General features: G+C 31.7%; 24 protein-coding genes. 11 read left to right on the top strand and 13 right to left on the bottom strand.

The features are described 5' to 3' along the window. Positions 1-113 precede the first annotated feature (113 nt). From mobB to mltG, 5 genes are all read left to right on the top strand, one after another. The gene (gene mobB / locus FHQ18_RS07230) at positions 114-773 is read left to right on the top strand and encodes a molybdopterin-guanine dinucleotide biosynthesis protein B (RefSeq protein WP_149266497.1); all 660 of its coding nucleotides are present in this window, start codon (positions 114-116) and stop codon (positions 771-773) included. After that, positions 766-1,932, top strand: a complete 1,167-nt coding sequence (locus tag FHQ18_RS07225) for a molybdopterin molybdotransferase MoeA (RefSeq protein ID WP_149266496.1) — start codon at positions 766-768, stop codon at positions 1,930-1,932. Before mobB ends, FHQ18_RS07225 begins: the two co-directional genes overlap by 8 nt. Continuing rightward, positions 1,902-3,143: a S1C family serine protease gene (locus FHQ18_RS07220; RefSeq protein WP_149266495.1), complete on the top strand. Its 1,242-nt coding sequence runs from the start codon at positions 1,902-1,904 to the stop codon at positions 3,141-3,143. The genes FHQ18_RS07225 and FHQ18_RS07220 overlap by 31 nt, the downstream gene beginning before the upstream one ends. Before the next feature lie 68 nt (positions 3,144-3,211). Then, positions 3,212-4,330 carry a glutamine-hydrolyzing carbamoyl-phosphate synthase small subunit gene (carA, locus tag FHQ18_RS07215; RefSeq protein ID WP_149266494.1) on the top strand — a complete coding sequence of 373 codons (1,119 nt, stop codon included), beginning with the start codon at positions 3,212-3,214 and terminating at the stop codon, positions 4,328-4,330. Between the two features lie 256 nt (positions 4,331-4,586). Then, a complete protein-coding gene (gene mltG, locus FHQ18_RS07210) occupies positions 4,587-5,594 on the top strand; it encodes an endolytic transglycosylase MltG (protein ID WP_149266493.1) in 1,008 nt (335 codons plus the stop codon). On the opposite strand, the gene FHQ18_RS07205 is transcribed toward mltG, so the two are convergent. Further along, positions 5,591-6,469 carry a LysR family transcriptional regulator gene (locus FHQ18_RS07205; RefSeq protein WP_149266492.1) on the bottom strand — a complete coding sequence of 293 codons (879 nt, stop codon included), beginning with the start codon at positions 6,467-6,469 and terminating at the stop codon, positions 5,591-5,593. The genes mltG and FHQ18_RS07205 overlap by 4 nt on opposite strands. A gap of 85 nt (positions 6,470-6,554) precedes the next feature. Here FHQ18_RS07205 and FHQ18_RS07200 point away from each other — a divergent pair, with 85 nt between their 5' ends. Then, positions 6,555-7,487, top strand: a complete 933-nt coding sequence (locus FHQ18_RS07200) for a YeiH family protein (protein ID WP_246798687.1) — start codon at positions 6,555-6,557, stop codon at positions 7,485-7,487. A gap of 23 nt (positions 7,488-7,510) precedes the next feature. Here FHQ18_RS07200 and elbB read toward each other — a convergent pair whose 3' ends face one another. Further along, on the bottom strand, positions 7,511-8,176 hold the full coding sequence (elbB, locus tag FHQ18_RS07195; RefSeq protein WP_149266491.1) for an isoprenoid biosynthesis glyoxalase ElbB: 666 nt from the start codon (positions 8,174-8,176) through the stop codon (positions 7,511-7,513). Positions 8,177-8,540: 364 nt separating this feature from the next. On the opposite strand from elbB, the gene FHQ18_RS07190 reads away from it, so the two are divergent. Then, complete coding sequence (locus tag FHQ18_RS07190; protein WP_149266490.1) at positions 8,541-9,365, top strand: SIR2 family NAD-dependent protein deacylase; 825 nt, start codon at positions 8,541-8,543, stop codon at positions 9,363-9,365. Position 9,366: 1 nt separating this feature from the next. Here the strand turns inward: FHQ18_RS07190 and FHQ18_RS07185 are convergent, their stop codons facing one another. Then, complete coding sequence (locus FHQ18_RS07185) at positions 9,367-9,864, bottom strand: flavin reductase (RefSeq protein WP_149266489.1); 498 nt, start codon at positions 9,862-9,864, stop codon at positions 9,367-9,369. A 151-nt stretch (positions 9,865-10,015) separates the two neighbouring features. Between FHQ18_RS07185 and FHQ18_RS07180 the strand changes: the two genes are divergently transcribed. After that, positions 10,016-11,260: a hypothetical protein gene (locus tag FHQ18_RS07180; RefSeq protein ID WP_246798685.1), complete on the top strand. Its 1,245-nt coding sequence runs from the start codon at positions 10,016-10,018 to the stop codon at positions 11,258-11,260. Between the two features lies 1 nt (position 11,261). On the opposite strand, the gene FHQ18_RS07175 is transcribed toward FHQ18_RS07180, so the two are convergent. Genes FHQ18_RS07175 through FHQ18_RS07160 form a run of 4 tightly spaced genes read right to left on the bottom strand, consistent with a single transcriptional unit; the run spans position 11,262 to position 16,491 of the window. Then, complete coding sequence (locus FHQ18_RS07175; RefSeq protein ID WP_149266487.1) at positions 11,262-12,182, bottom strand: sulfurtransferase; 921 nt, start codon at positions 12,180-12,182, stop codon at positions 11,262-11,264. 18 nt (positions 12,183-12,200) lie between these two features. Beyond that, positions 12,201-12,572 (bottom strand): hypothetical protein, encoded by a 372-nt coding sequence (locus FHQ18_RS07170; RefSeq protein ID WP_149266486.1) that lies wholly within the window; start codon positions 12,570-12,572, stop codon positions 12,201-12,203. 40 nt (positions 12,573-12,612) lie between these two features. Continuing rightward, a complete protein-coding gene (locus FHQ18_RS07165) occupies positions 12,613-15,717 on the bottom strand; it encodes a molybdopterin-dependent oxidoreductase (protein ID WP_149266485.1) in 3,105 nt (1,034 codons plus the stop codon). A gap of 33 nt (positions 15,718-15,750) precedes the next feature. Further along, positions 15,751-16,491, bottom strand: a complete 741-nt coding sequence (locus tag FHQ18_RS07160; protein WP_149266484.1) for a 4Fe-4S dicluster domain-containing protein — start codon at positions 16,489-16,491, stop codon at positions 15,751-15,753. A 196-nt stretch (positions 16,492-16,687) separates the two neighbouring features. On the opposite strand from FHQ18_RS07160, the gene FHQ18_RS07155 reads away from it, so the two are divergent. The 3 genes from FHQ18_RS07155 to arsB are packed head-to-tail and all read left to right on the top strand — an operon-like array spanning position 16,688 to position 18,858. After that, on the top strand, positions 16,688-17,386 hold the full coding sequence (locus FHQ18_RS07155) for an ArsR/SmtB family transcription factor (protein ID WP_149266483.1): 699 nt from the start codon (positions 16,688-16,690) through the stop codon (positions 17,384-17,386). Further along, the gene (locus tag FHQ18_RS07150; protein ID WP_149266482.1) at positions 17,383-17,799 is read left to right on the top strand and encodes an arsenate reductase ArsC; all 417 of its coding nucleotides are present in this window, start codon (positions 17,383-17,385) and stop codon (positions 17,797-17,799) included. The genes FHQ18_RS07155 and FHQ18_RS07150 overlap by 4 nt, the downstream gene beginning before the upstream one ends. Positions 17,800-17,811: 12 nt before the next feature. Beyond that, positions 17,812-18,858 (top strand): ACR3 family arsenite efflux transporter, encoded by a 1,047-nt coding sequence (arsB, locus tag FHQ18_RS07145; protein ID WP_149266481.1) that lies wholly within the window; start codon positions 17,812-17,814, stop codon positions 18,856-18,858. 66 nt (positions 18,859-18,924) lie between these two features. Here the strand turns inward: arsB and FHQ18_RS07140 are convergent, their stop codons facing one another. The 6 genes from FHQ18_RS07140 to FHQ18_RS07115 all read right to left on the bottom strand — a co-directional run bounded on the left by FHQ18_RS07140 (position 18,925) and on the right by FHQ18_RS07115 (position 24,819). Continuing rightward, positions 18,925-20,310, bottom strand: coding sequence for a sigma-54-dependent transcriptional regulator (locus FHQ18_RS07140; RefSeq protein ID WP_246798683.1), 1,386 nt, complete (start codon positions 20,308-20,310; stop codon positions 18,925-18,927). Then, on the bottom strand, positions 20,300-21,679 hold the full coding sequence (locus FHQ18_RS07135) for a sensor histidine kinase (protein WP_149266479.1): 1,380 nt from the start codon (positions 21,677-21,679) through the stop codon (positions 20,300-20,302). Before FHQ18_RS07135 ends, FHQ18_RS07140 begins: the two co-directional genes overlap by 11 nt. 158 nt (positions 21,680-21,837) lie before the next feature. Continuing rightward, entirely contained in the window at positions 21,838-22,686 is an 849-nt protein-coding gene (locus FHQ18_RS07130; RefSeq protein WP_149266478.1) for a substrate-binding domain-containing protein, read from the bottom strand. Position 22,687: 1 nt separating this feature from the next. After that, positions 22,688-23,755, bottom strand: coding sequence for a radical SAM/SPASM domain-containing protein (locus FHQ18_RS07125; RefSeq protein ID WP_149266477.1), 1,068 nt, complete (start codon positions 23,753-23,755; stop codon positions 22,688-22,690). After that, the gene (locus FHQ18_RS07120; protein ID WP_149266476.1) at positions 23,745-24,434 is read right to left on the bottom strand and encodes a PP-loop family protein; all 690 of its coding nucleotides are present in this window, start codon (positions 24,432-24,434) and stop codon (positions 23,745-23,747) included. The genes FHQ18_RS07125 and FHQ18_RS07120 overlap by 11 nt, the downstream gene beginning before the upstream one ends. Further along, positions 24,418-24,819 carry an archease gene (locus FHQ18_RS07115; RefSeq protein ID WP_149266475.1) on the bottom strand — a complete coding sequence of 134 codons (402 nt, stop codon included), beginning with the start codon at positions 24,817-24,819 and terminating at the stop codon, positions 24,418-24,420. The genes FHQ18_RS07120 and FHQ18_RS07115 overlap by 17 nt, the downstream gene beginning before the upstream one ends.

Here is a 24,819-nt window from a genome sequence, read left to right as displayed (position 1 = left end):
TTATTCTCCATTAATTTATTAATTAACAAAATTATATCATAATATGTAAAATTTGACAAACCTATTGATGATTTTAATATTGTCATGTAATATTTCTATTAAGGAGGTGTAAAATGATACCAATTATATCCATAGTGGGAACTTCTGATTGCGGAAAAACAACACTTATCGAAAAGTTATTAAAAATTTTCAATGAAAAAAACTTAAGAGTTGCAACAATTAAACATGATGTCCATGGCTTTGATGTGGATAAAGAAGGTAAGGATACCCATAGACACAAGCAGGCTGGAGCTTATGCTGTTATTATCTCATCACCATGGAAATATGCACTCATTAGTGATGTGGAAAAAGAGCTCACTCTCGATCAATTAGTATTTAAGTTAGCTACAGATGTAGATTTAATTTTAACAGAAGGTTTCAAAAGTGCTAATAAACCTAAAATAGAAATTTTTAGAAAAGGTCATACTGACAAATTGTTGTGCAAAAATGATCCAACACTTATTGGTGTTGCTACTGATGATTTTGATAATCCTGAACTGAAAGGGGTCAAAAATATCTTTGATTTAAACAAACCTGAGGAAATAGCTGACTTTTTAATTGAGCACTATGTGGAGAAAAAAAAGAGAAAAATCGCGATAACAGTTGATGGCAAACCTGTTCACATGAAAGATTTTGTAGCAGATATTGTTTCTTCCACAATAAGCTCTATGATAAAAGCATTAAAGGGTTGTGAAAATGCTAAAGAAATACTTATAAAGATGAAAGATGAATAATTTTGTTGACCTTTACGACGCTTTAAAAATTTTAAATGACATAACTGTAAAAAGAAACTCAAAAGTTATTAATATTGAACAAGCTTTTGGTAAAACATCGTGCAAAACTATCACCTCCCCTTTTGATCTTCCTGATTGCAACACTTCAAGAATGGATGGTTTTGCAATAAACTCGTCTATTTCTGATTTCACCAAGCCCTTTAATGTAGTTGATGAAATCTATGCAGGTGAAATAAGCTCCAAAACGGTTAAAAAAAATGAAGCAATAAAAGTTGCAACAGGAGCAAAGCTAAACGATGACATCGATATGGTAGTACCGTTTGAATATATTACTTATGTTGATGAAAAACTTTTTTTAACTCCTCAAAAAAATTCTTACATCCAGAAAAAAGGTAGTACTATCAAAAAAGGGGACACTATCATTGAAAAAAATGAAATAATTGACCATAGAAAAATTGAAATTTTAGCTACATTAAGAATAAACTGTGTAGAAGTTTACAGACCTGTAAAAATTGCACTGATATCTACAGGTTCTGAACTGACAGAATATTTTGCAAAGTACACTCACATATTAAACAGCAACTATTATATGATATCAAGTTTTTTAAATAACTTTGATACGGAAGTAACGTATCTTGGTATTGAAAAAGATGATTTTGAATCCATAAAAAGCAAATTAAAAATCAATATAGAAGATTTCGATGTTTTAATCACAATTGGTGGCACAGGTTATAGCAAAGCAGATATTATAGAAGATGTGGTAAAATCACTTGGAGGAAAAATTTTAATTAATGGGATCAATGCAAGTCCAGGTAAAACATTTAAATTTGCCCTTATTGATGAAAAGCCTTTTTTCATAATTCCAGGAAACCCACACTCAGCTATTGTCTGCACAGAACTTTTTATAGGTTTTTTTCTGCGTGGATTATCAGATAAAAACCTTTTAATTAAAACCCCAGTAAAATTTAAATTGAATAAAAAACAAAACTTTTACAAAATTATAAAATCTATAACTGTAATTGAAGATGACAACCTTGTCTCTTACGATTTATATCAGTATAATAACAAAGGTTTCAGGAGCTTAACTATTGTGGATAAAAATAAAACTGAATTAAATGAAGGTGATTTATGCGACACATTTTTATTATTTTATCTCTGATTTTTACATTTACTTTTAATAGCTTTGCCTCACACAGAATCAATGACGTAGTTATTGCAATTCAAAAGATTGAAAAATCTGTTGTAAATATCAGAACAGAGAAGATTATAAAAAAAACCTTCAACCCTTTCTTTAATGACCCATTTTTTAACGACTTTTTTGGTTTTGAAAGAACATATAAGACTCAGAGTTTAGGTTCTGGTTTTTTTGTAAAAAATAATATTGTGGTTACAAATTATCATGTTATTGAAGCTGCAAGTAAAATTTTTATTATCCCTTATGACAACAACCAGTATGAAGCTGAACTAATTGGTGGAGATAAACTTCTTGATATTGCTCTTTTAAAAATTAAAACAAAAAAAAGTTTCCCTCCTGTAACCCTTGGTAACAGCGATAACATTTATCTAGGTGAAACCGTTATTGCCATGGGTAACCCTTATGGGCTAAGCAATTCAGTAACCACAGGCGTTGTAAGCAACACAAAACGTATTCTTAAATCAAAAGACGGATTTTCCATTTTCATTCAAACAGATGCATTAATCAATCCTGGAAATAGTGGTGGACCCCTCGTAAATTTAGATGCAGAAGTAATTGGTATTAACTCTGCTATTTATAGAGATGCTCAGGGTATTGGTTTTTCTGCACCCATTAATATGTTAAAACGTATAATGCCAGAAATTTTAAAATACAAAAAAATTAGAAGAGGATATATTGGATTCCTTGTTGAAGAAACAGAAAATGGCAACCTAATGATTTCTCATGTTGATAAAAACTCCATAGCTTTCAAAGTCGGTATAAAAAGAGGTGATATTCTATACTCCCTTGAAGATATCCCTGTTTCCAACAAAAAAGCCATCAATTATATGCTTAGAAGTTACCCCCCAGGTTCTTCATTAAAAATAGTTATAAAAAGAAAAGATGAACTTTTAAAAACCAAAATTAAGCTTGCTACATTTCCAAAAAATTATGGTATAAAACTTTTAAAAGAAATTTTTGGATTGGAATTTCGTCAGAAAGGGGAATATATCGTCGTTACTAATTCAGGAATTCCTGCTTATATTAGAAAGGGAGATATTTTAATAAAAGTTAATGACAAAGATATAACAGCAATAAACGTCTTGAATGAAAGTGTCATAAACAACTATTTAAATGAAATGGAGTTCTCTGTTTATAGAAAAGGACAAATATTTACAATTTTATTAAATCTATAACTAAAAATATTGAAAATTTAATATAATTACACTATAGATTCGAGAATTTAAATTTTGGGAGTGGGATAATGAAGAAAGCCTACCTTGTATTGGAAGATGGAACAGTTTTTGAAGGTAAAAGCTTCGGTGCAGATGGTGAGTGCACCGGTGAAGTTGTATTTAATACATCTATGACTGGTTATCAGGAAATTTTGACAGATCCATCATATTTTGGACAAATGGTCTGCATGACATATCCTTTAATTGGCAATTATGGCATAAATGAAGAAGATTTTGAGTCAACAAAACCATTTGTTTCAGCCTTCATTGTAAAAGAATACAGCAAAATCTATTCAAATTATAGAGCCACAACATCTCTGGGTGATTTTTTAAAAAAATACGGAATTCTAGGAATCGAAGGTATCGATACCCGTAAACTTGTTAGACACATCAGAGAACAGGGATCTATGAACGCTATAATTTCAACAGAGACAGATGACCTTGATTACCTGAAAGAAAAAGCAAAAAACATTCCATCCATTGTAGGTCAAGATCTTGTTCAATATGTGACCACTAAAAGTAAATACGAATGGACTGAAGGAAGCTGGCAACTTGGTAGTGGTTTTTATAAGCCTGAAAAATTTAAATATCACATTGTGGCTGTTGATTTTGGGATAAAACGTAATATTTTGAGGTATTTTGTTGATAATGAATGCAAAGTGACGGTAGTTCCTGCTACTACAAAATTTGAAGAAATAGAAGAACTTAACCCTGATGGAATATTTTTGTCAAACGGTCCTGGTGATCCAGAGCCAATCACTTATGGAATTGAAATAGCAAAAAAGGCTGTTGAAAAATATCCTGTTTTTGGAATATGTCTAGGAAACCAGATACTCTCTTTAGCACTTGGTGGTAAAACCTACAAACTCAAATTTGGCCATCACGGTGGAAATCAGCCAGTAATGGATTTGACAACCAAAAAAGTAGAAATAACTGCTCAAAATCACTGTTTTGCAGTGGATATAGATTCTTTATCTGATGTTGTGGAAGTAACTCATATCAATCTTAACGACAAAACTGTTGAAGGGATAAAACATAAAACAAAACCTGTTTTTGCCGTACAATATCACCCTGAAAACGGCCCTGGTCCTCACGATGCTGTATATTTATTTAAGCGATTTGTAGACATAATAGAAAAATCTAAATAGTACAACTGTTTAATGAGTCTGGCGTCACCCCATAATTTGCAAATTAACGCTTTAAGAATACAAAGGAAAAACATTTTTCGGGTTCAGGTTTCCAAAAAATCGCCATGGATGACGATTTTTGAGAAACCTGCCTCGCAGTGGCACTGGACGTGCCACGAGAATGAGAAAAATGTTTTTCCTTTGTGTTTACTATGTAATTTAACAATAAAATACATAAAATTATTATTATTCCACAAAAAATGGGGTGACGCCAATAATGAGTAAGTTACTAAAAATATTTATTATTGTTATAATAGTTTCATTTACACTCTCTTTTATTGTAGGATTATGGATTTTAAAATGTGAAAACTTCTTAGATAACAATTACATCTCTTTAAGCTTAGAAATTTACAAAGGTGAATCAGTAAATGAAACATATAACAAAATTTTCAAGCACCTTAACCCTCCTCCTTTCTTTAAAGAATATCTAATTTATACATACAAATTTGCAAAAAACAGAAAATTTGGTGACTATGAATTTAAAAATAAAAGTTTGAGAAAAGTAATATATGATATAAAGAATGGTAATGTAATAAAAATCAAAATAACAATACCTGAAGGCTACAACATTTATGAAATAGCAAAACTTTTGGAAGCTAAAGATATCACAACGTATGAAAAATTTATTGCCACTGCTCATAATACAAAATTTATTAACCAATTAACAGGACTTAAGTTAAAAACAATAGAAGGGTTGTTATACCCTGAAACATACTATTTTAGTAAAAAACAAACACCAGAAAATATTATTACTACCATGTATAAACTTTTCAAAGAAAGATTACCTGACAACTTTGAAAATGAGGTATCTAAACACGGACTAACCTTTTATGAAGGGATAATTTTAGCATCCATCGTTCAAAAAGAAACTTATTTAGAAGACGAATACCCTATTGTAGCATCAGTCTTTTACAATCGATTAAAAAGAAAAATGAAATTACAGTCAGACCCAACAGTAATATACGGTATCTTTGAAAATTTTAACGGAAATTTGCAAAAAAAAGATTTACATAATGATAACAATCCATACAACACATATATAATTAAAGGTTTACCTCCCACTCCCATTTGCAATCCTTCCCGTAAAGCAATAAAAGCTGTCATATATCCAGCAACAACAAACTATTTATATTTTGTAGCAGACAAAAATGGTAAGCATCATTTCAGCAAAACATATTTTGAACATAAGAAAAAAGTTTATCTTTATCAGATAAAAAAACATTAATGCAAGTTAAGATAATCCATAAATTTTTTAATTACAGTAGTAATATATTTCTTTTTGTGCATTACAAAATAAAATTTCCTTTTCAAATCAAGAAAAGGAACATTTAAAATTTTAATCTTTTTTAATCTTACCAAATCTTCCAACACAGCTTTTGATAAACATCCTACACCTACTCCTTGTGAAACAGCATTTTTTATAGCTTCTGTATGACCAAGCTCAAGTAACACATTTACAGGAATATTAGATCTACTCATTGCATACTCAAACACTTCTCTCGTTCCAGACCCTCTTTCTCTTAAAATCCATTCGCATTCTTTTAATTCATTTACCGAAATAACATCTCTCTTTGCTAATTGATTATTGATATTTACAAATACGGCCAATTCATCCTCTATCCATTCAATCATTTTAAGATCGGTATGAGTAGAAAAACCTTCCACAAAACCAAAATCAACATCAAAACTCAAAATTTTATTTAATATTTCTTCAGTATTTCCAACTTCTAACATTATCTTTACATTTTTATTTTTAACAATAAACTCTGAAATATATGCTGGCAATATATAATTACCTATTGTAGAGCTTGCGCCAACTCTTAATTCTCCTACAACTTTACCACTTTTAAATATTCTTGATAACTCATATGACTTTTCAATTATTTCCAAGGCATATCCTTTAAGATGCCTCCCGTTCTCATTTAAATACAACTTTTTGCCCACTCTTTCAAACAATTGCTCGCCAAGTTGATTTTCAAGCTCTTTCAAAGCCATGCTTGCAGCGGCCTGAGTCATATTTAATTCTTCAGCTGCCTTCGTAATATTACCTGTTTTAATAATTGTAATAAACACCTCAAGCTGTCTCAAAGTAATATTCATAAATTTTCCTTATATATTTTAATTATTTTATTTATTTTACTTATTAACACAAAAATTATATATTTTCTACAACAAGGAGGTAAATATGATGAAAAAGTCTAGTGTAAAATTAATATTTATAATATGCTTCTTTTTAACAGCCATCCCTATTTTCAGCTCAGCATACGCACTCATTCTAGGGCTAACCTTAAGCCTTATTTTCGGTAATCCGTTTCCAAAACAAACTGCACAATACAGCAAACAGCTTTTAAAACTTTCCGTAATCGGTTTAGGGTTTGGCGTTAATTTTTATGAAGTAATTAAAGTTGGTAAAGACTCAATAATTCTCACTTTCTTGACCATAAGTGCAACAATTCTTATCGGCTATTATTTAGGAAAGTTTTTAAATGTAGAGAAAAAAACTTCGATATTAATCTCTTTTGGCACAGCAATTTGTGGCGGAAGTGCCATAGCTGCCATGGCACCAACGATTGATGCTGATAACAACTCCATAGCAGTTTCTCTAGCAACAGTATTTACTTTAAATGCCATTGCGCTATTGATTTTCCCACCCATAGGTCATTTTCTAAACTTAAATGAACAACAATTTGGACTCTTTTCAGCTCTTGCAATACATGACACAAGTAGTGTTGTGGGAGCTGCAGCCACTTACGGCAGTGTCGCCCTTGCCATTGCGACCACAGTAAAACTTACAAGAGCTTTATGGATTGCACCCTTTTCAATGGCTGCAGGTTTTATAACAGGGAAAAAGAAAAAAGCCTCTTTCCCTCTCTTTATATTAGGATTTATTGCTGCAGCATTTATAAACACTCTTTTTACTAACCTAAATACTATTTGGCACTCAATTGCCATTTCATCAAAACAGCTACTTGTAATGACACTTTTCTTAATTGGTACAGGACTCAGCAAAGAAGTATTAAGGGAAGTGGGAATAAAGCCGCTTATTCAGGGAATAACTCTCTGGATAATAGTTTCGATTTCCACTTTAGGATTAATTTACACGGGATTATTAAATTAAAAGGGAGCTAATGCTCCCTTTTATTATTTGATAAAATCTAACAATTGTTTCACAGTTTTCTCTATCCCCTCTGCTACTTCTGAGATTCTCTGTCCAAGCATATAGGCAGGTGTGGTGATTATTTTATTCTCCTCATCAACCACAGCTTCTTTTACAGGACAACTAATATGAGTTGCTCCAAGATTTTTAATAGCAGATGCTACATTTTCATCTGTTCCAATAGTAATTTTAGATTTAATACCTGTTCCTTCAAGAGCCTTTGCAATCAACACTGGAGCTATACATATAGCCGCAAGGGGTTTTTTAGCTTCAACAGTCTCTTTTACTATCCTTTTAACTTCAAGATCAATATTACAATCCACGCCATCCACGGCAAAGGTTGTTAAATTCTTTGCAGCACCAAAACCTCCTGGAAAAATAAGTGCATCAAAATCATCAACTTTTACATCTTTAAGATCTCTAATATTTCCTCTTGCAATTCTTGCTGATTCCACAAGAACATTTCTACTTTCGCCTTCAGTCACTTCCCCTGTGAGATGGTTTACCACATGCATTTGTTCTATGTTAGGAGCAGCAATTAGCAATTCAGCACCATATTTGTCAAGAAAATACATAGTTAAAACCGCTTCATGAATCTCACTACCATCAAAAACCCCACAACCACTCAAAACCACACAAACCTTTGCCATTTTACACCTCCAACATCATAATTTATGAACCACTCTATATAAATTTAACTCAAACAAAACAATCTTGCAATTATAAAATAGTGTTAGCTGAAAAAATGAAGCTTAAGTGCTGTATAGTAATTTTTTGAAACAACAACAAAGCATAAAGGGGGGTAACCCCCCTTTAAATCCCCCGAAATATAGTATGACTTCCATCCCCCACTTTTTTATTAATAACTGTCTAAAGACTGGTGGAATTTTTATAAGAATATCTGGTAAAATTAACTATTATTAATTAGTTACCACTTTTTCAGTGGCAACTAAAATATTATTTTGTTTTCACACAAATGTTGAAAGGAATCATTTTTTATATTAAATATAGAATATGTTGATGGAAGAAAAATATAAAACTGCGGCAAATGCAATAAAACAAGCACAATGCATGATAATCACAGCCGGTGCTGGTATCGGTGTGGATTCTGGTTTACCAGATTTTAGAGGTGAAAAAGGGTTTTGGAAAGCTTATCCTATGTATGAAAGGCTTGGACTCAGCTTTGTTCAGTGTGCAAATCCAGTTCACTTTGAAAAAGACCCTGCTTTTGGATGGGGATTTTACGGACATCGTCTTGAAATGTATAGAAATACTACGCCACACAAGGGATTCCATCTAATGCTTGAATGGATAGAAAAATTTGAAATGGATTACTTTGTAGTCACTTCAAATGTTGATGGACAGTTTCAAAAAGCAGGATTTTCTGAAGATAAAATATATGAAATACATGGTTCTATTCATCATCTCCAGTGCGTAAAACCTTGCACCATGGCAATATGGAAAAATAAAGAACATGTTGAAATAGATTATGATACAATGAGAGCAAAAAATATCCCAAAATGTAAATTTTGTGGTGATGTGGCAAGACCAAATATCCTTATGTTCGGAGACTACTCATGGATAGCCGATAGAAGCCATACCCAATCTATAAAATACGAAACTTTTATGGAGAATAATAAAGATAAAAATTTCGTTGTCATAGAAATAGGTGCAGGTACTGCTATACCTTCAATAAGATATACAAGTGAACGTATTGGCAGACACTATAACGCAACAGTAATCAGAATTAATCCAAGAGAACCGCAAATAAATAAACCACATATATCCATTGCCGAAGGAGGGCTTAAAGCCCTCACTGAAATCAATAAATACTTGTAAACTATACTTTCTTTAAAACTTTAACTATTTCTCCCACATACATCCTATGATAGTCTTTTTTTGGATAATATGTATCTATCTCCTTATCTAAAAAATTTGCTGATTTTATATCGTCAAAATAGATCTTTTTACAACAATACACCAGATCAGCCTCTTCGAAATATATAAATCCATCGCTTTCTACCTTAGTAAGACCTGTTTCCTTTATTTTATCTACATCAAATCCTGACTTCGTACCACAATATGTCAAAATATCCTTATATTCCTCATCAAAAAAGGTAAGTGTAAAATAATCATTTTCTTCCATCAATTTATAAGTAAACCTTGTTGGCCTCATAAAAACAAATACTACATTCTTATGCCATAAAACACCCATACCTCCCCAGCTCGCTGTCATAGGATTTATTCTTTCTGCTGAAGGAGTAACAAGCATCCATTTTTCACCAATTTCATAAAAAGGATTAAGTTTTAGCTCTTTCAATAATATTTCTTTAAACATACAACCTCCATCTAAGTTAATCGTTTATATAAGATAAACAAATTTTTATTGTTTTTAAATATCTTTTTTGCTATTCAAAGTCATGCAAAATGAAAATCTGACTTATTCAAAAATATTCCGATTTTGGTTCCCCCTTGCTTCAACCTGGATAATGATGTCATTAGAGGGCCCTATTCTTGCAGCAATTATTGCAAGAGCTCCCAATGAAAAGGTAAATCTAGCAGCCTATGGTATTGCACTTGCTTTTGGTTTAATCCTTGAGTCACCTATAATTATGATAATGGCTGCAGCAACTGCATTAATAAAAGATAAAACCTCATATAAAATGCTGCGCAACTTTACAATGATTCTAAATCTATCAGTAACACTTCTTTTCCTAATCTTACTACTTCCTCAAGTTTTTAACTATATTGCAGGCACACTTATCGGATTAACAGACCCTGTGTATTCTCTCACTTACAACGCAATTATGTTTTTACTCCCATGGCCGGGAGCCATCGGATACAGAAGACTTTATCAGGGAGTATTAATCGTTTCAGAAAAAACAAGATATATTGCTTACAGCACTGTAATCAGACTCATCTCTAATGTTTCAACAGCATTATTACTTTTTTTCTTAACACCTATCAAAGGTGCATATATTGGAACTATTGCACTCTCCACAGGTGTTATTTTTGAAGCAATTGCTGTAAGATTAATGGCACATAAATCTGTAAAACAGCTCAAACAAACTTCCAAGGAAGAAAAACTAACGTACTCATTCATTGCAAAATATTATTATCCACTGGCACTTACACCATTTATTGCCCTTTCCTCTCAACCTATAGTTACATTTTTTCTTGGAAAAAGTATAAAAGCCCTTGAATCATTGGCTGTAATGCCTGTAGTTTATTCTTTGACTTTTATCTTTAGAAGTCTTGGCTTATCATACCAAGAAGCAATTATTGTACTAGTATCAAAATATCCAAAAGAATTTAAAAAAGTTAAAAATTTTGCCATTTACCTTGCTATAACTATAACTTCATTACTGTTTATTATAACCTGGACACCTATTTCAAATTTCTATTTTAAAGTTTTAAGTGGATTGACAGAGGAGCTTGCAAATTTTGCAAAGTCCCCCGCCATGATAATGTCTATAATGCCTGCTTTGACTGTACTTCTAACATTTCAGCGAAGCACCTTAATGCTTAAGAAAAATACCTTGCCTATTACGATAGGCACAGTCATAGAAGTTTCAGGAATCATCTTTGTAATCTCCACATTAATAAACTTAAAACTTTTTGTAGGTGCAATTTGTGCTGCCATTGCCTTTGTATCAGGCCGTCTCCTTGCCAACACTTATTTCTACTTAGTTTTTCTTCTGATTAAAAAGAAATTTCAAAAAAACTCCTCTTAAATTAATTTGAAAAATTTTCAATCACATATTTTTTTGTTGGTAATTCATAGGTAGTCCATTCTATTAAACTACCATCAAAGTTTTTCACACTATCCGCTTTGAGAATTTCATGTAAGATAAACCAACCCAAAGCAGAATGATTGCCAGTATTGCAATAAACAATTATCGGTTTATGAATATCAATATTTAAAGCAAATAACGTTTTCTCCATATCGTTTTTTGAAATAAAAGTACCATCATCATTAAAAAATAGATCTTCGGACACTGAAAATGCTGTAGGGATATGCCCAGAATACGCAATATAACTTTTTGTTTTAATCCCCAGATAGTAAGCCATCTCTCTAAAATCTATTATTATAGAATTTTTATCATTTATTGCCTTTTTAACCTCACTAATATCTGCCAAAATTTCGTGATTAACATCTTTCAAAACTACATTACCCTTTGTTACCGCCTTCCCAGCTCCTTTTTCTATCTTTTTTATATCATTTACCCACTTGTAATATCCACCATCAAGTAAAGCCACATTTTCAAATCCATAAACTTTAAACTGCCAGTAAAGTCTAGCTGCATATTTCGCATTTATATGTTTTCTCTGTTTTGTATAGATCACCACTGCTGAATCATTGTTTATCCCAAGTGATCTCAAAAAGTTTTGAAAATACTCTTTCTCAGGTAAAAAACCTTTGACAGATTTTCCCATAATAATTTTATCTACTCTAACTTTGGATTTATCAACAAATACAGCATTTGGAATATGACCTTTATAGAAATCTTGCTTTGATCTTCTCACATCTAACAAAATAACTTTATCCAAATTTTTTTCTAACCACCAGACACTTACATAAGGAGTTGATATTTTAATTGCATAGCTATTAATTACTAAAAAACAAAGAAATAATGTAAAAAATAATTTTTTCATTTCTCACCCCTAAATTTTTTAACAACCCCACTCTCTTTCTTCTTTAATTTGAGGCAGAATTTTGTATTTTTTTTCAATATATTTGTCACCTATATCAATTTTAATGATTACATCATCCCCTTCAAAACATTTATTTTCAAGCTCTAAATAACTGTTGTTGCCAGAAGCACTATATATACCTTTGTTAACCGTAATCCCATTCATCTGGAATACTTGTAAACACTTATTGCTGATACTAATTTTAAAATCAGTTTTTTTATGAACAACAATTATTACATTTTCTAACTCATGAATTTCTTGAGGAAATTCAAAATTTTCATTTTCACTTAAACCCAACAGAGGAATTAGTAAAATAATTAATATAATTTTTATACATATAATAATTCGCATATTTCACCTCAAAAAAAGAGGGGAGATCACTCCCCTCAAATTATGCCTTAACTACTTTTACATGTGTATCATAAAAGGAGGCACTACCACCAATTTTGTCTGTGAGACACATGTTTTTCAGTACAGGATCAACAAGCATTGCAGCATTTGGACAAAGTCCAGTCGCTCTTCTTTTATCCCCTTTAATTACCTTTCCATCTACTACAACATCGTGTGAGCCATATGCCCAATGTCCATAGTGCCAGCTAACTGCAACAGTTCCTGGCTTGATCGCTTCACTCACTTTTACTTTACCAATCATCTTAATTTTCATACCATTTTTCAAATCCCATACACCATCAGGGTTAGTTGGTGAAACAATTTTTGCTGTATCTCCATCACTCAAACCAAGTCTATCGGCATCTTTACTATTCATCCATATAAAGTTTTCATCAAGATACAAGTCTAGCATCCAGTAGTTACTAGAAGTCCTGGACTGTCCCCCTGTTATCTCTTTATAACTTATCAAATGTAAATCATAGCCATCCTGTTTCAAAGGTCTATCAAACATATCAGCAGCAGGTACATAAACTGGATAACCATAAAATCTTTTACCTGTCATAGAATCTCTTGTTTGTGCAACACTCTCCACATAAAGACTTATATCTTTTTTGTACTGATAAGCCAGTTTATCACCCTTATGCGCTCTACTTGTATGCTCAAATCTTCCACCTCTGTTCAATACATAAACAATTTTCTTCCAGTTTGGACTCTCTTTCACTTTAGCCACATCAAAAGCAGCTTTTGTTAAATGTTTTCTAGCGTTGAAGAAAACATCAATCTCTTTTGCATCAGCATCTGGAACAGGTGCTCCTTCCATTGCGATATTTTCAGCAAGTTTCAGATAAAAATCTTCCTCTCTGTAATTATCTAAACCAGGACCGAATCCATCTTTACCAAAACCAGGTAAATTCAACTGCTCAGCAATTGCATACATCAATGTTTCCATACCAAGATGGACTTCCTGACCATATACCTTAGTTTTATCAGTCATAGGATTTACAACAGGTTGTCTGATTTTGGAAACTTTCACTGTGTTGTCAGGTGTTGGATGTGAAAATCCCCATCTTTCCCATATAGCTTTATCTGGAAAAATGTAATCACAATACATAGTTGTTTCACCAATAACAATATCACTACCAATTAATAGAGGTATCCTATTAACATCTTTAAGCATTTCTATAAACACATGACCAGCTGGAGAAGCAAACGCAGGTGTACCTTTATGTATCATAAGACATTTTACATCATAAGGATAACCTTCATATGCTGAAGGTATAATCTCTTGATAAACATTCCCGGTAAATGGGTAAAATGGTCTCTTCGCTGGATATCCATTGAAAAATGTTGTCTTTTCATATTTTGTTTTTTCACGAGTTACAGGATATCCAAATGTCCCAAGTTTATTTTTAACAAGTTTTTTCATATTAAAAGGATTACCTTTTTTGCCACCATATTCATGCCAATGTCCACCACCTACAGAAAGACCACCAGCCCAATCAACATTTCCTATAAGTAAGTTAAGAGCTATTATTGCTGTTGCATTGTAATACCCATTTGTATGTTGAACTGGACCACGATAAAAATCTATAGCTGCTTTTTTACCATAAGATGTAAATTCTCTTGCTAATGTAATTATTTGCTCAACTGGAACATCACATAAATCAGCCCACTCTTTAAGAGTTCTTGACTTTGTAGAATCATAATAAATCTGGAACGCTGATTTTACCTTTATACCGTTTATCACTGTATCTACAAAAAGATCTCCAAAGACAGCATCCCCTTTCTTCTTACCAGCAACAGGCTTGCCATCCTTCATAACAACAAAATCACCAGATAAACCAATTTCTGATGGTTTAAGGAACGCACCTGGCCCATCTTTTTCGATTTTCACAAGCCATGTTGAATTTGTAAAGGTTGTCTCATTTATCGAATAAGCTGCTTTGTAATTTGCCGCTGATAGATATTTCTTATCATATCTCCCGGTCTCAATAATGTATCTACCCATTGCAAGAGCAAATGCTGCATCAGTCCCTGGTCTTATTGGCACCCAATAATCAGCTTTTGCAGCAGTCTTGGACATACGTGGATCAACCACTGCAATTTTCATATTTTTTTCAGTATAACCTGCAGTAAGCTTTTCAGATATAGGTGGTGGACCAAAATTAGCTTCAAAACCACCTGTACCAAAATAAATAACAAATTTACATTCCATCAAATCTGGTTTTAAATGATGTTTACCATTAAACATTTCAGCAAAACCAATATGGTGAGATTGTTCACAAATTGTGGTATGCTCATAGAAGTTTACTGAACCAAAACAATCTTTCATAAATCTCTTCATAAATTCTTTACGGCCATGCTCAATACGACCTGCCATAAAAACAAATTTGTTGTTGTAAGGCCCTGCATCAGGATGGTCAGGATTTGCAAATAAATCCATTTTACCTGCGTACTTTGACTTAAACTCTGACCAGCTCATTTTCTTTTCTGCAAGAGCTTTAGCATCTTTTGCCATCTGCTTCATAAGTTTTGGATCACGCACTTTGAAGATATCTTTTAAACCTTCAACCTTTCTGTTCTCTTCACCTGGCACATCTTTAAAAAGGTATCCACCTTCAACAATTTCTTTTACAGCTTGCTCAAAAGGAATAGCTTTCCACTTATTTTCACCTCTCTTACCAGCTCTTTTTAAAACCTTCACAATTCTATATGGATCATACAATGTTTGCACACCTGCTTGTCCCTTAGGACATATTTTACCATCAATTCTTGCAGCTACATCCACTGGAGTATTGTAAGGTAAATTTTCATACATATTTTGAGCAGAATATGGATTACCATCTATTTTATGTAATACACCATCATAAACCTTACATTTAATATTACATGCTGTGTGACACTGCAAACAAACAGAATAAATTACATGCTCTGGTTTTGCTAACACATATTTTGAAAGTTCACCTTTCTTTGACATCTCATCCAACTTTTTCTGAACACAGCCAAGCTGTGACATAAGCATAACAGAACCACCTAAAAAGGCAGACGATTTTAAAAAGCCTCTTCTATTAACCTCTATTTTATCCACAATAGATTTTTTACTCATAAATTACCTCCACATTAAATATTTAAAATTATTTTATTCATGACATTTTTTACAAAGCTCTATATCATCAGCTACATATTTTGTAGTAGGTTTCGTACCTTCACCCGCAAGGAACGTATAAACATTCAACTCTTTTGCTTTTTGATATACAAGACTTTCAGGATCATTAATATCACCGAAATAATTTGCACCACCAAGACATGTTGTCACACATGTAGGAAGCATACCCATCTCAAGTCTATGAAGACAATAATGACATTTTCTACAGCTACCTATTGGTAAATTCTCACCAACCCTCTCATATTTATGACCATATTCAAAGATTGGTCCTTTTTCATAATCCATAATTTCTGGAGTGCCTTCAGTATAATAATTACCCTTATCAACTGATATAGCTGAATATGGACAAGCATCAACTGCTGCACCACCACAGCTTTGACATTTTGAATAATCAATGGCAACGATGCCATCTTCTCGTTTGTAAATCGCACCAGATGGACAAGCTTTAATACATGGGGCATTATCACACTGCATACAAAGTCCAGGCATAAATATTCTCATAACATTTGGGAATTCTCCATCTTCAGCTTCTTTCACCCAACGATAGTTTACACCTTCTGGTGTTTTGTTTTCAGCTTTGCACGCCACAGAGCACGAATGGCATCCAGTACACTTTCTAATATCCACCAGCATAACCCACTTTCTTTTGTTAGCTGGTTTTAAAAGCGCTCTTTCCAAGTCCTTTTGCATACGCAAAATTATAGATTCGCTCATAATTTGACCTCCTGAAATTAATCACTTTAAGAATAAGCATATTTCATGCCAAAATATTGCGAATAAAAATCCTTTATTATGAAAGGTAATTAAAATCATTATGTAAAGTTTCTTAACAAATACGTTCAATTTCTTTACATTTGAACTCTATCGATTACGTATTGACATATCGTGATACATAGATATATTTGCCGCCATGTCTATGGAAAAATTTTTGAAAGCAATTTCTGACAAAAATAAATTAAGGATTTTAAATCTGATTAATTATCAAGGTCAATTATGTGTGTGTGATCTTGAAAATGTTTTAGAATTAAAACAATCAACTTTGTCCACACACCTCTCTAAATTGAAACAAGCAAATATTTTAGTTGATATGAAAGATGGTAAATGGACATATTACAGAATAAATGAACATCTAGAAAAATCAAAAAAAATTATCCTCAATGAAGTGCTAAATAACTTTTTAAAAAGTGAAACTGCACTTACAGATTTAAAAAAACTTTCATCAAATAAAAATAGCTGCATACCTGCAAAAAAGATTTTAGTGGTAGATTATGACAATTCTTTATATAGTCAAATTATTGAAATCGAATTATCAAAAAAAGATAACATAACCTGTGTAAGTGCAGGAATTGCACCTGCTCCAGAGGTAAATCCTTTAATAAAGAAATTATATCCGAAAGAGTATGCAGAATTAAGATTTTTCACAAAAAATATTAGCAACTTTAAAAAATATTACTTTGATCTTGTCTTAATTTTAAACGACTTTGATAATATTGAAAATTTAAATATTAAATTTGGTAAAATCGAAACTATCAATTTGAATGATATAAAAAATCTCAAACCAAAAGATATGAGAAAAAAACTGATTGAAAAATGTGAGGTGTATTTATGAAAAAAAAGCTTCTTTTTTTGTGCACAGGAAATTCATGTAGGAGTCAGATGGCAGAAGGATACGGGAGGTTATACCTTGGTGATAGATTCGATGTTTATTCGGCAGGCATCGAAAAACATGGACTCAATCATTACATGATAAAAGTTATGGAAGAAGATGGTGTGGATGTAAGCAATCACTACTCAAAGACTCTAAATGACCTTAGTGACATTGATTTTGATGTGGTGGTTACAGTTTGTGGCCATGCCAATGAAACATGCCCAGCTTATCTTGCAAAAGCAAAGATCATTCACAGAGGATTTGAAGATCCTGCAAAGGCAACAGGAAGTGAAGATGAAATTCTTCAAGTTTTTAGAAAAGTTAGAGATGAAATAAAAAATTATATTAAAAACGAACTGAGTAAATTGATATAGGAGAAAAGCTTTATGGAACTGGTATCAAAGAAACTATCTTTTATTGACCGCTATTTAACATTATGGATTTTCATTGCAATGATTTTTGGTGTAGGGGTTGGTTATTATGTCCCATCTGTTGTAAATATAATAAACAAATTTCAGATTGGTACAACCAATATCCCGATTGCTATTGGATTGATTCTTATGATGTACCCACCCTTTGCAAAAGTTAGATATGAAGAATTGCCAGATGTTTTTAGAAATTTAAAAATCCTCTTTATCTCTCTATTACAAAACTGGGTTATTGGTCCGATTTTAATGTTTTTTATAGCTATTACTTTCCTTAGGAATTACCCTGAATATATGGTTGGACTGATAATGATTGGCCTTGCAAGATGTATAGCTATGGTAATTGTATGGAATGAGCTTGCGAAAGGAGATACAGAGTACGCAGCTGGACTTGTTGCTTTCAACTCAATCTTTCAGGTGCTTTTTTACTCTGTTTATGCATGGATTTTTATAACCATTCTTCCCAAATATTTCGGGTTGCATGGAGCAGTAGTAAATATAACTATATCGCAGATTGCCAAAAGTGTTTTTATCTATCTTGGTATACCATTCATCGCTGGAATGATCACAAGATTTATAGGTGTAAAAATTATGGGTAGAGAAAAGTATCATCAGGTTGTAATACCAAAAATCAGCCCTCTAACTCTTATTTCTCTGCTTTTTACAATTGTGGTAATGTTTAGCCTCAAAGGGAAATTAATTGTGCAGCTACCAATGGATGTGATAAGAATAGCAATTCCATTACTTTTATATTTTGTAATAATGTTCTTTGTCTCATTCTATATAGGGAAAAAGATAGGTGCTGATTATAGCAAAACCACAACCCTTGCCTTTACATCTGCAAGTAACAATTTTGAGCTTGCCATAGCTGTTTCTGTGGCTGTCTTTGGAATAAACTCAGGAGCTGCCTTTGCTGCCGTAATAGGACCTCTTGTAGAAGTGCCTGTTATGATTGGACTTGTAAATGTGGCTTTATATTTTCAAAAACGTTACTTCCAAAATTTATAACGTATATGATATTATGATGCGAGCATGCATTATAGTGTGCTCGCATAATATTAGTTTAAAAAAACATCAACTATTAGCAGATTTTATTCCATATTTTTTGAGTTTTGCATTAAGAGTAACTCTGCTTATACCAAGTAATTCTGCTGTATTACTCAAATGATAATTTGTCATTTTTAGTGCCTTTCTAATCAATTTTTCTTCCACTTCTTCAACACTCTTTTCCAGAAGATTGTATTTATATTTACTTGTAAAATACTCTGTAATATCTTGAACATCTTTTTTTTCAATTTCACCATCAATCTTAATATCTTCCACTTTTATTAGATTATCCCTTGTAATCAAAACTGCTTTTCTAATCACATTTTCTAGTTCTCTTACATTTCCTGGCCAATTATATTCCTTTAATATTTCAAAAACTTCATTTTCTATGCAGCATATTCTTTTATTTAATTCCTTTGAATATTTTTTTGCAAAATAAATTGCAAGCTCCTTTATATCGTCTTTGCGCTCTCTCAATGGAGGCAAATGGATATTCACCACATTTAACCTGTAAAACAAATCCTCTCTAAATTTCCCTTCTCTAATCATTGATTTTAAGTTCTTATTTGTAGCAGCAATAATTCGGACATTTACATAATGGAACTTACTGCAACCAAGTTTTTCAATTGTACCGTCCTGTAAAACTCTTAAAAGTTTTGCCTGCAAATCTATAGACATATCTCCAATTTCATCAAGAAATATTGTGCCATTATGTGCTAACTCAAACTTCCCAAGTTTTCCTTTTTCTGCACCTGTAAATGCACCTTTTTCATAACCAAAAAGCTCACTCTCCAGTAGCTCTTCAGGGATGGCTGCACAGTTAATTGGAATAAAAACAGATTCACTTCGTTTACTATACTGATGAATTATTTTTGCAATAAGCTCCTTACCTGTTCCACTCTCACCTGTAATTAATACCGGATAATCAGTCCTTGCCACATTTGCTACCAAGACCATAACATCTTTCATAACTGGAGAAGAACCTATAAAAATATTTTCATGATATTCATAATCATCTATTTTATAACTATTTTCAGGACAAGATTCTCCCAAGTCAGTTCTTTTCAATTTATTTATAATTTTAATCAACTCATCTGGGGCAACAGGTTTAACAAGATATTCAATAGCTCCCATTTTAATACTATCAAGAATTAAATTACTAGTTCCATAAGCTGTCATAACCACCACAGGGAGATTAGCATCTATCTTTTTAGCCTCCTCCAACACATCCAAGCCATTTATTTCTCCAAGCTTGTAATCAAGAAACATAATATCAAACTTGATACTTTTTAGATGATTTAATGCTTCATCCATATTCAATGCAGTATATACATCAAAATGATCACCTAAGACTCTTTTCAAACTATAACACAGCGCATTATCATCATCCACAATAAGAACTCTAGCAGACATACGCATCCCTCAATCTTATTATAAATTTTGCACCATTTTCCCTCCCCCTTTCAAAAACTAACTCCCCATCCATTGCAGTAATAATCATATCACAAATAGCTAATCCAAGACCAGTCCCTGATGACTTAGTTGTATAAAATGGCATAAATATTTTATCTTCACTTTCTAGAGAAATACCTTCACCATTATCCTCAAATTCAATAATTATATCACTATTATCTCTTGTAACTTTCATTATTATTTCGTTTGCCTTAGCTTCAATTGAGTTATTTATAAGATTTAGTAACACCTGAAGCAACTTCTCTTTGTCAGTATAAATTTTCTTTAAATCATAAATAATCTTTAAAGAAACATTATCAAATCTTTTCATTACATATTGTCTCAATTCATAATTTATACTTTCTACTTCTACATCTGCTTTTCTAACATCTACAGGTTTTGAATACTCCAAAAATTCATTTATTCTTTTCACAAGCCTATTTGCTTCATTTTGAATAACTTTTAAATCTTCAGAACAACTATTGTTTGCGGCAGAACATTTTTTCAGCTGATAAACAATAAGATTTATCGTCATAATAGGGTTTTTTAGTTCATGAGCAAGACCTGCAGCCATCATTCCTATTGACGCAAGCTTTTCATTTTTTCTAACCTTTCTTTCCTCTTCATAAAGTTTATTCAAAGCTGCGGCCAATCTTTCTGACATATTGTTTAATGTATCTGATAATTTTTTAATCTCGTATGAAGCATATTCTGGCACAGAGGTTTTAAAAGGCAATTTATCATAATCTAGTTCATTTATCTGATTTATAAAACTGTTCATAGGTCTAATCAAAATTTTTGTTAGATAAAGCCCTAACATAACCCCAAAGAAAATAATCGCAAAATTAATCATTGCTAAATTTAAAAGATTATTCTTAATTTCATTAATTATAAACATTTGATCTATTAAAAATACCAAATATCCAATAGGCTCGTCTTTTATCTTTATTGTTTTTACCCTTTTAAAATTTACCTTATCAAAATCCTGAAGTGTCTTTGCATCTCTTTTAACCTTTGAATCCAAAACATATCTTTTGTTTTTATCAAAAAGGTAAATATCACTTATGTATGGAGAATTCTCTGTTATTTTTTTTAAAGTCTCAAAAATAGTATAAACATCATCATAAAGTATTGCTTCAGTTAAGTTATACTCATTGATTTTAAAGTTAGAATCGATAATGTGTTCAATATTATTTTTCAAAAAGCTGTTTAAATAAACAAAAAGGACTATTAAATTTACAATTACAGTACCTGCACCTAAAAAGCCAATTAGTAAACTAACTCTATGTTTTAACCTTGGTGGTAAAAAACGGAATAATTTTCGTATCATTGTTAATCAGCTAACTCTAATTAGCTCCTTTCAAACAATTATTCTAGGGGTTGCATCAAAATTTCGTCCGTATAAGGACGGGCCCCTTATAAATAAAACAGTTCCATGCTTCTTTTCAGCAAAAAATAATATTTTTTATACCCAAAAAACAGGTAAAACTAATTATTAAACGTATTTAAAAACTTCCGCATAGTTAAAACTTTTTTCAAAAGTTTATAATCAGGTTCAACAAATTTATCTATTTTTAATTTTTTTAGTATTTTAGCACCTTCTTCATTTTTATGCATATTAAGTAAAACTCTTTTTAGTCTTTGTTTGATATTTTTATCAAGATATGTTGAAACAACAAAAGGTGGAGATAAAAACTCATCAGATTCATGTACTATCTTGATATTTTTAACTTTTTCTGGTTGTGAATGTGACACATATTCAAAAACAAGGCTATCCACAGCAGCACCATCCACAACACCTTCGTTGACAAGATAAATTGATTTATCATGACTGTTTGTAAAATAAATACGAGAAAAAAACTGTTCTGGTTTTACTTTCTCTTTTTTTAAAATCAAATATGTGGGATAAATATAACCACTATTTGACAATCTATCAGTAAACGCAAAAACCTTGCCCCGTAATTCATCAATATTATTTATCCCATAATTTTTATTTACAATAATGTATGATTTATATGTACTTTTACCGTTTACTACTGGAACAGCAGCAATTTCGTATTTTTTATTATTTAGATAAATCAAAGCTCCGGTACAAATAGATGCAAAATCAACTTGGCCAGTTTCAATAAGTCTATTCATATCAGCATAATTTCTTCTAAAAATAGCATTTATTTTTATTCCGAGCTTTTTCGCAATATAATTGCCAAAATCTTTGTACAAAAAATATGTTTCATCAGGAGAAATCATTGAGGCTATCCCGAAATTTAGCTCTGCATTAGAAATCAATGGAATAAACAAAAAAATAAATATTACAAAATTAAGAAAAATTTTTCTCATTTTATTTTCTTATATAATTTTCCGGAATATAATCACAGAAAGGCTCTTCTTCCATATAATCACCTGTTACAGCGTAAGCTCTTGCCCTACACCCACCACATACTCCGAGATATTTACATTTTCCACATTTACCTTCATAAGATTTAAAATCCCTTATATCATTAAACAGTTTTGATGTATCCCATATCTCTTTAAAACTTTTTTCAAAAATATTTCCTGCACTAATAGGAAAATATGAACAAGGGTATACATCACCCTTAGCACTAATAAAACAAATGGACTGTGCAGCTATACACCCCTTACCACCACCTGTGGAAAATTTAAGACTTCTTCTTTTTGTATCTTTGCCTTCCTCTTTACTTCTTTCGTGCCAAATTCTGTAATACTGTGGTGCACAAGTGGGCCTAACTAAAATATCCTCTTCATCCCTCTCCATTTCATAATGCCAATTAAGTATATCCTCATAATCCTCTTTACTTACAAGCTCTTTCATTATCTCTTCACCTCTACCTGTAGGAACAATCAAAAACATATACCAGGCAGTGGCACCGATTTTCTTTGCAAGTTTATAAACATTCTCTATATCGTGCTGATTCCTTTTTGTAAAAGATGAATTTATAATAAAAGGAATTTCGTGTTTTCTGAAATATTCTGCAGCCCTCATAACTCCATCAAAAGCACCTGGCTGACCTCTAAAATCATCATGTATTTCCTTTGTAGAACCATCAAGACTCAATGAAACAATTTTAATACCACTCTCCTTAATTTTTTTACAAACCTCATCATTTACCAGTACGCCATTTGTAGCCATACACATACGAAAACCAAGTTCAGTGCCATATTTTGCAATATCAAAAACATCTTTTCTTAAAAGAGGTTCCCCGCCAGAAAGAACAATAACTGGATTTGCGAAGGTTTTTATCTCATCAAGGAGTTTATAACATTTATCTAGAGTAAACAATCCTTCAGGCGAATGAATATCAGAGGATGAACGGCAATGAACACAGTTTAAATTACACTTTTCTGTAATCTCCCAAGCCATCCATTTTAGTTCCCAATTATTTTTCATCATTCTCTCCATAAATTTTATATTTTTCGATAATATAATTAATATTCCCTACAACATCAATAATATTTAAGCCTATCTCTTTCGAAATCTTGCTAACTATATTTGAAACACTATTTTTAACACTACATTTATGCTCGATATCTTCATACCCCATAATTCTTGCATATTTTTCAATATCTTTTTTATTAACAAAATGAAAAGGTCTCACAATGGTAAACATTCCTTCAAAGTAACTTCTGCAAATCGGTAAGGATTCCAACTTTTTATAATAAAACAAGTTCCATAAAAACCTTTCAGCAAAATCATCTGCATGATGGGCAAATAGTATGTATTTTATCCCTTTTTCTTTACAAAATTTGAAAATATATTCACGCCTAACTCTTGAACATTGATAACAGTCAATGGGAAAATGAATTTCTTTATCTACTTCAACATTTATAACATTTTCCAATGCTAATTTTGTTTTTATATCACCCGAAATTCCAACATGAACAGGATAAATTTTTGCTGATATTTCATTTTTTTTATAATATTCTTCCATAACTTTCCATAGAACCCAAGAATCAACACCACCAGATACGCCGACAACCAGATCGTTTCCAATAAACGAAACAGTCTTATTAACTTTTAAAATGCTTCCTATAAGCCTTTCTTTAATCTTTTTAAATATCAAAGACAATCAAACCCTCTAATAAACCCTTGTATTCTTTTACACAAAATCTGTGTTTAGTAGCCGCTTTAATTTCAATCTCAATAAAATAACTATTTCTATAAACTTCAAAAACTGCTCGATTCTCTTCAAGAATCTTTACTTTGAACAAACTCTTTTTGACATACAAGTAAAATATCAAATCATTTAATAAATCATACACAAAATCCTCAAAATCATCAAAATCTTTTTCTACTATTTGGTTCGATTTTAAACCTTCGTCAAAATTAATATTTTCATCAAAAACCAAATAATAAAAACCTGCAATAAGATTCTCAATAAAATCTTTTCTATTTTCACCAAATACTTTTAATCCGACATCGGCCGTAGTTTCGACAATTTCAAACTTTTTCAT

The sequence above is a fragment of the Deferribacter autotrophicus genome, from assembly GCF_008362905.1.
Lineage (GTDB): Bacteria > Chrysiogenota > Deferribacteres > Deferribacterales > Deferribacteraceae > Deferribacter > Deferribacter autotrophicus.
The sequence above is the reverse complement of the archived record's forward strand: the minus strand, read 5'-3'. Positions and strand labels throughout refer to the sequence as shown.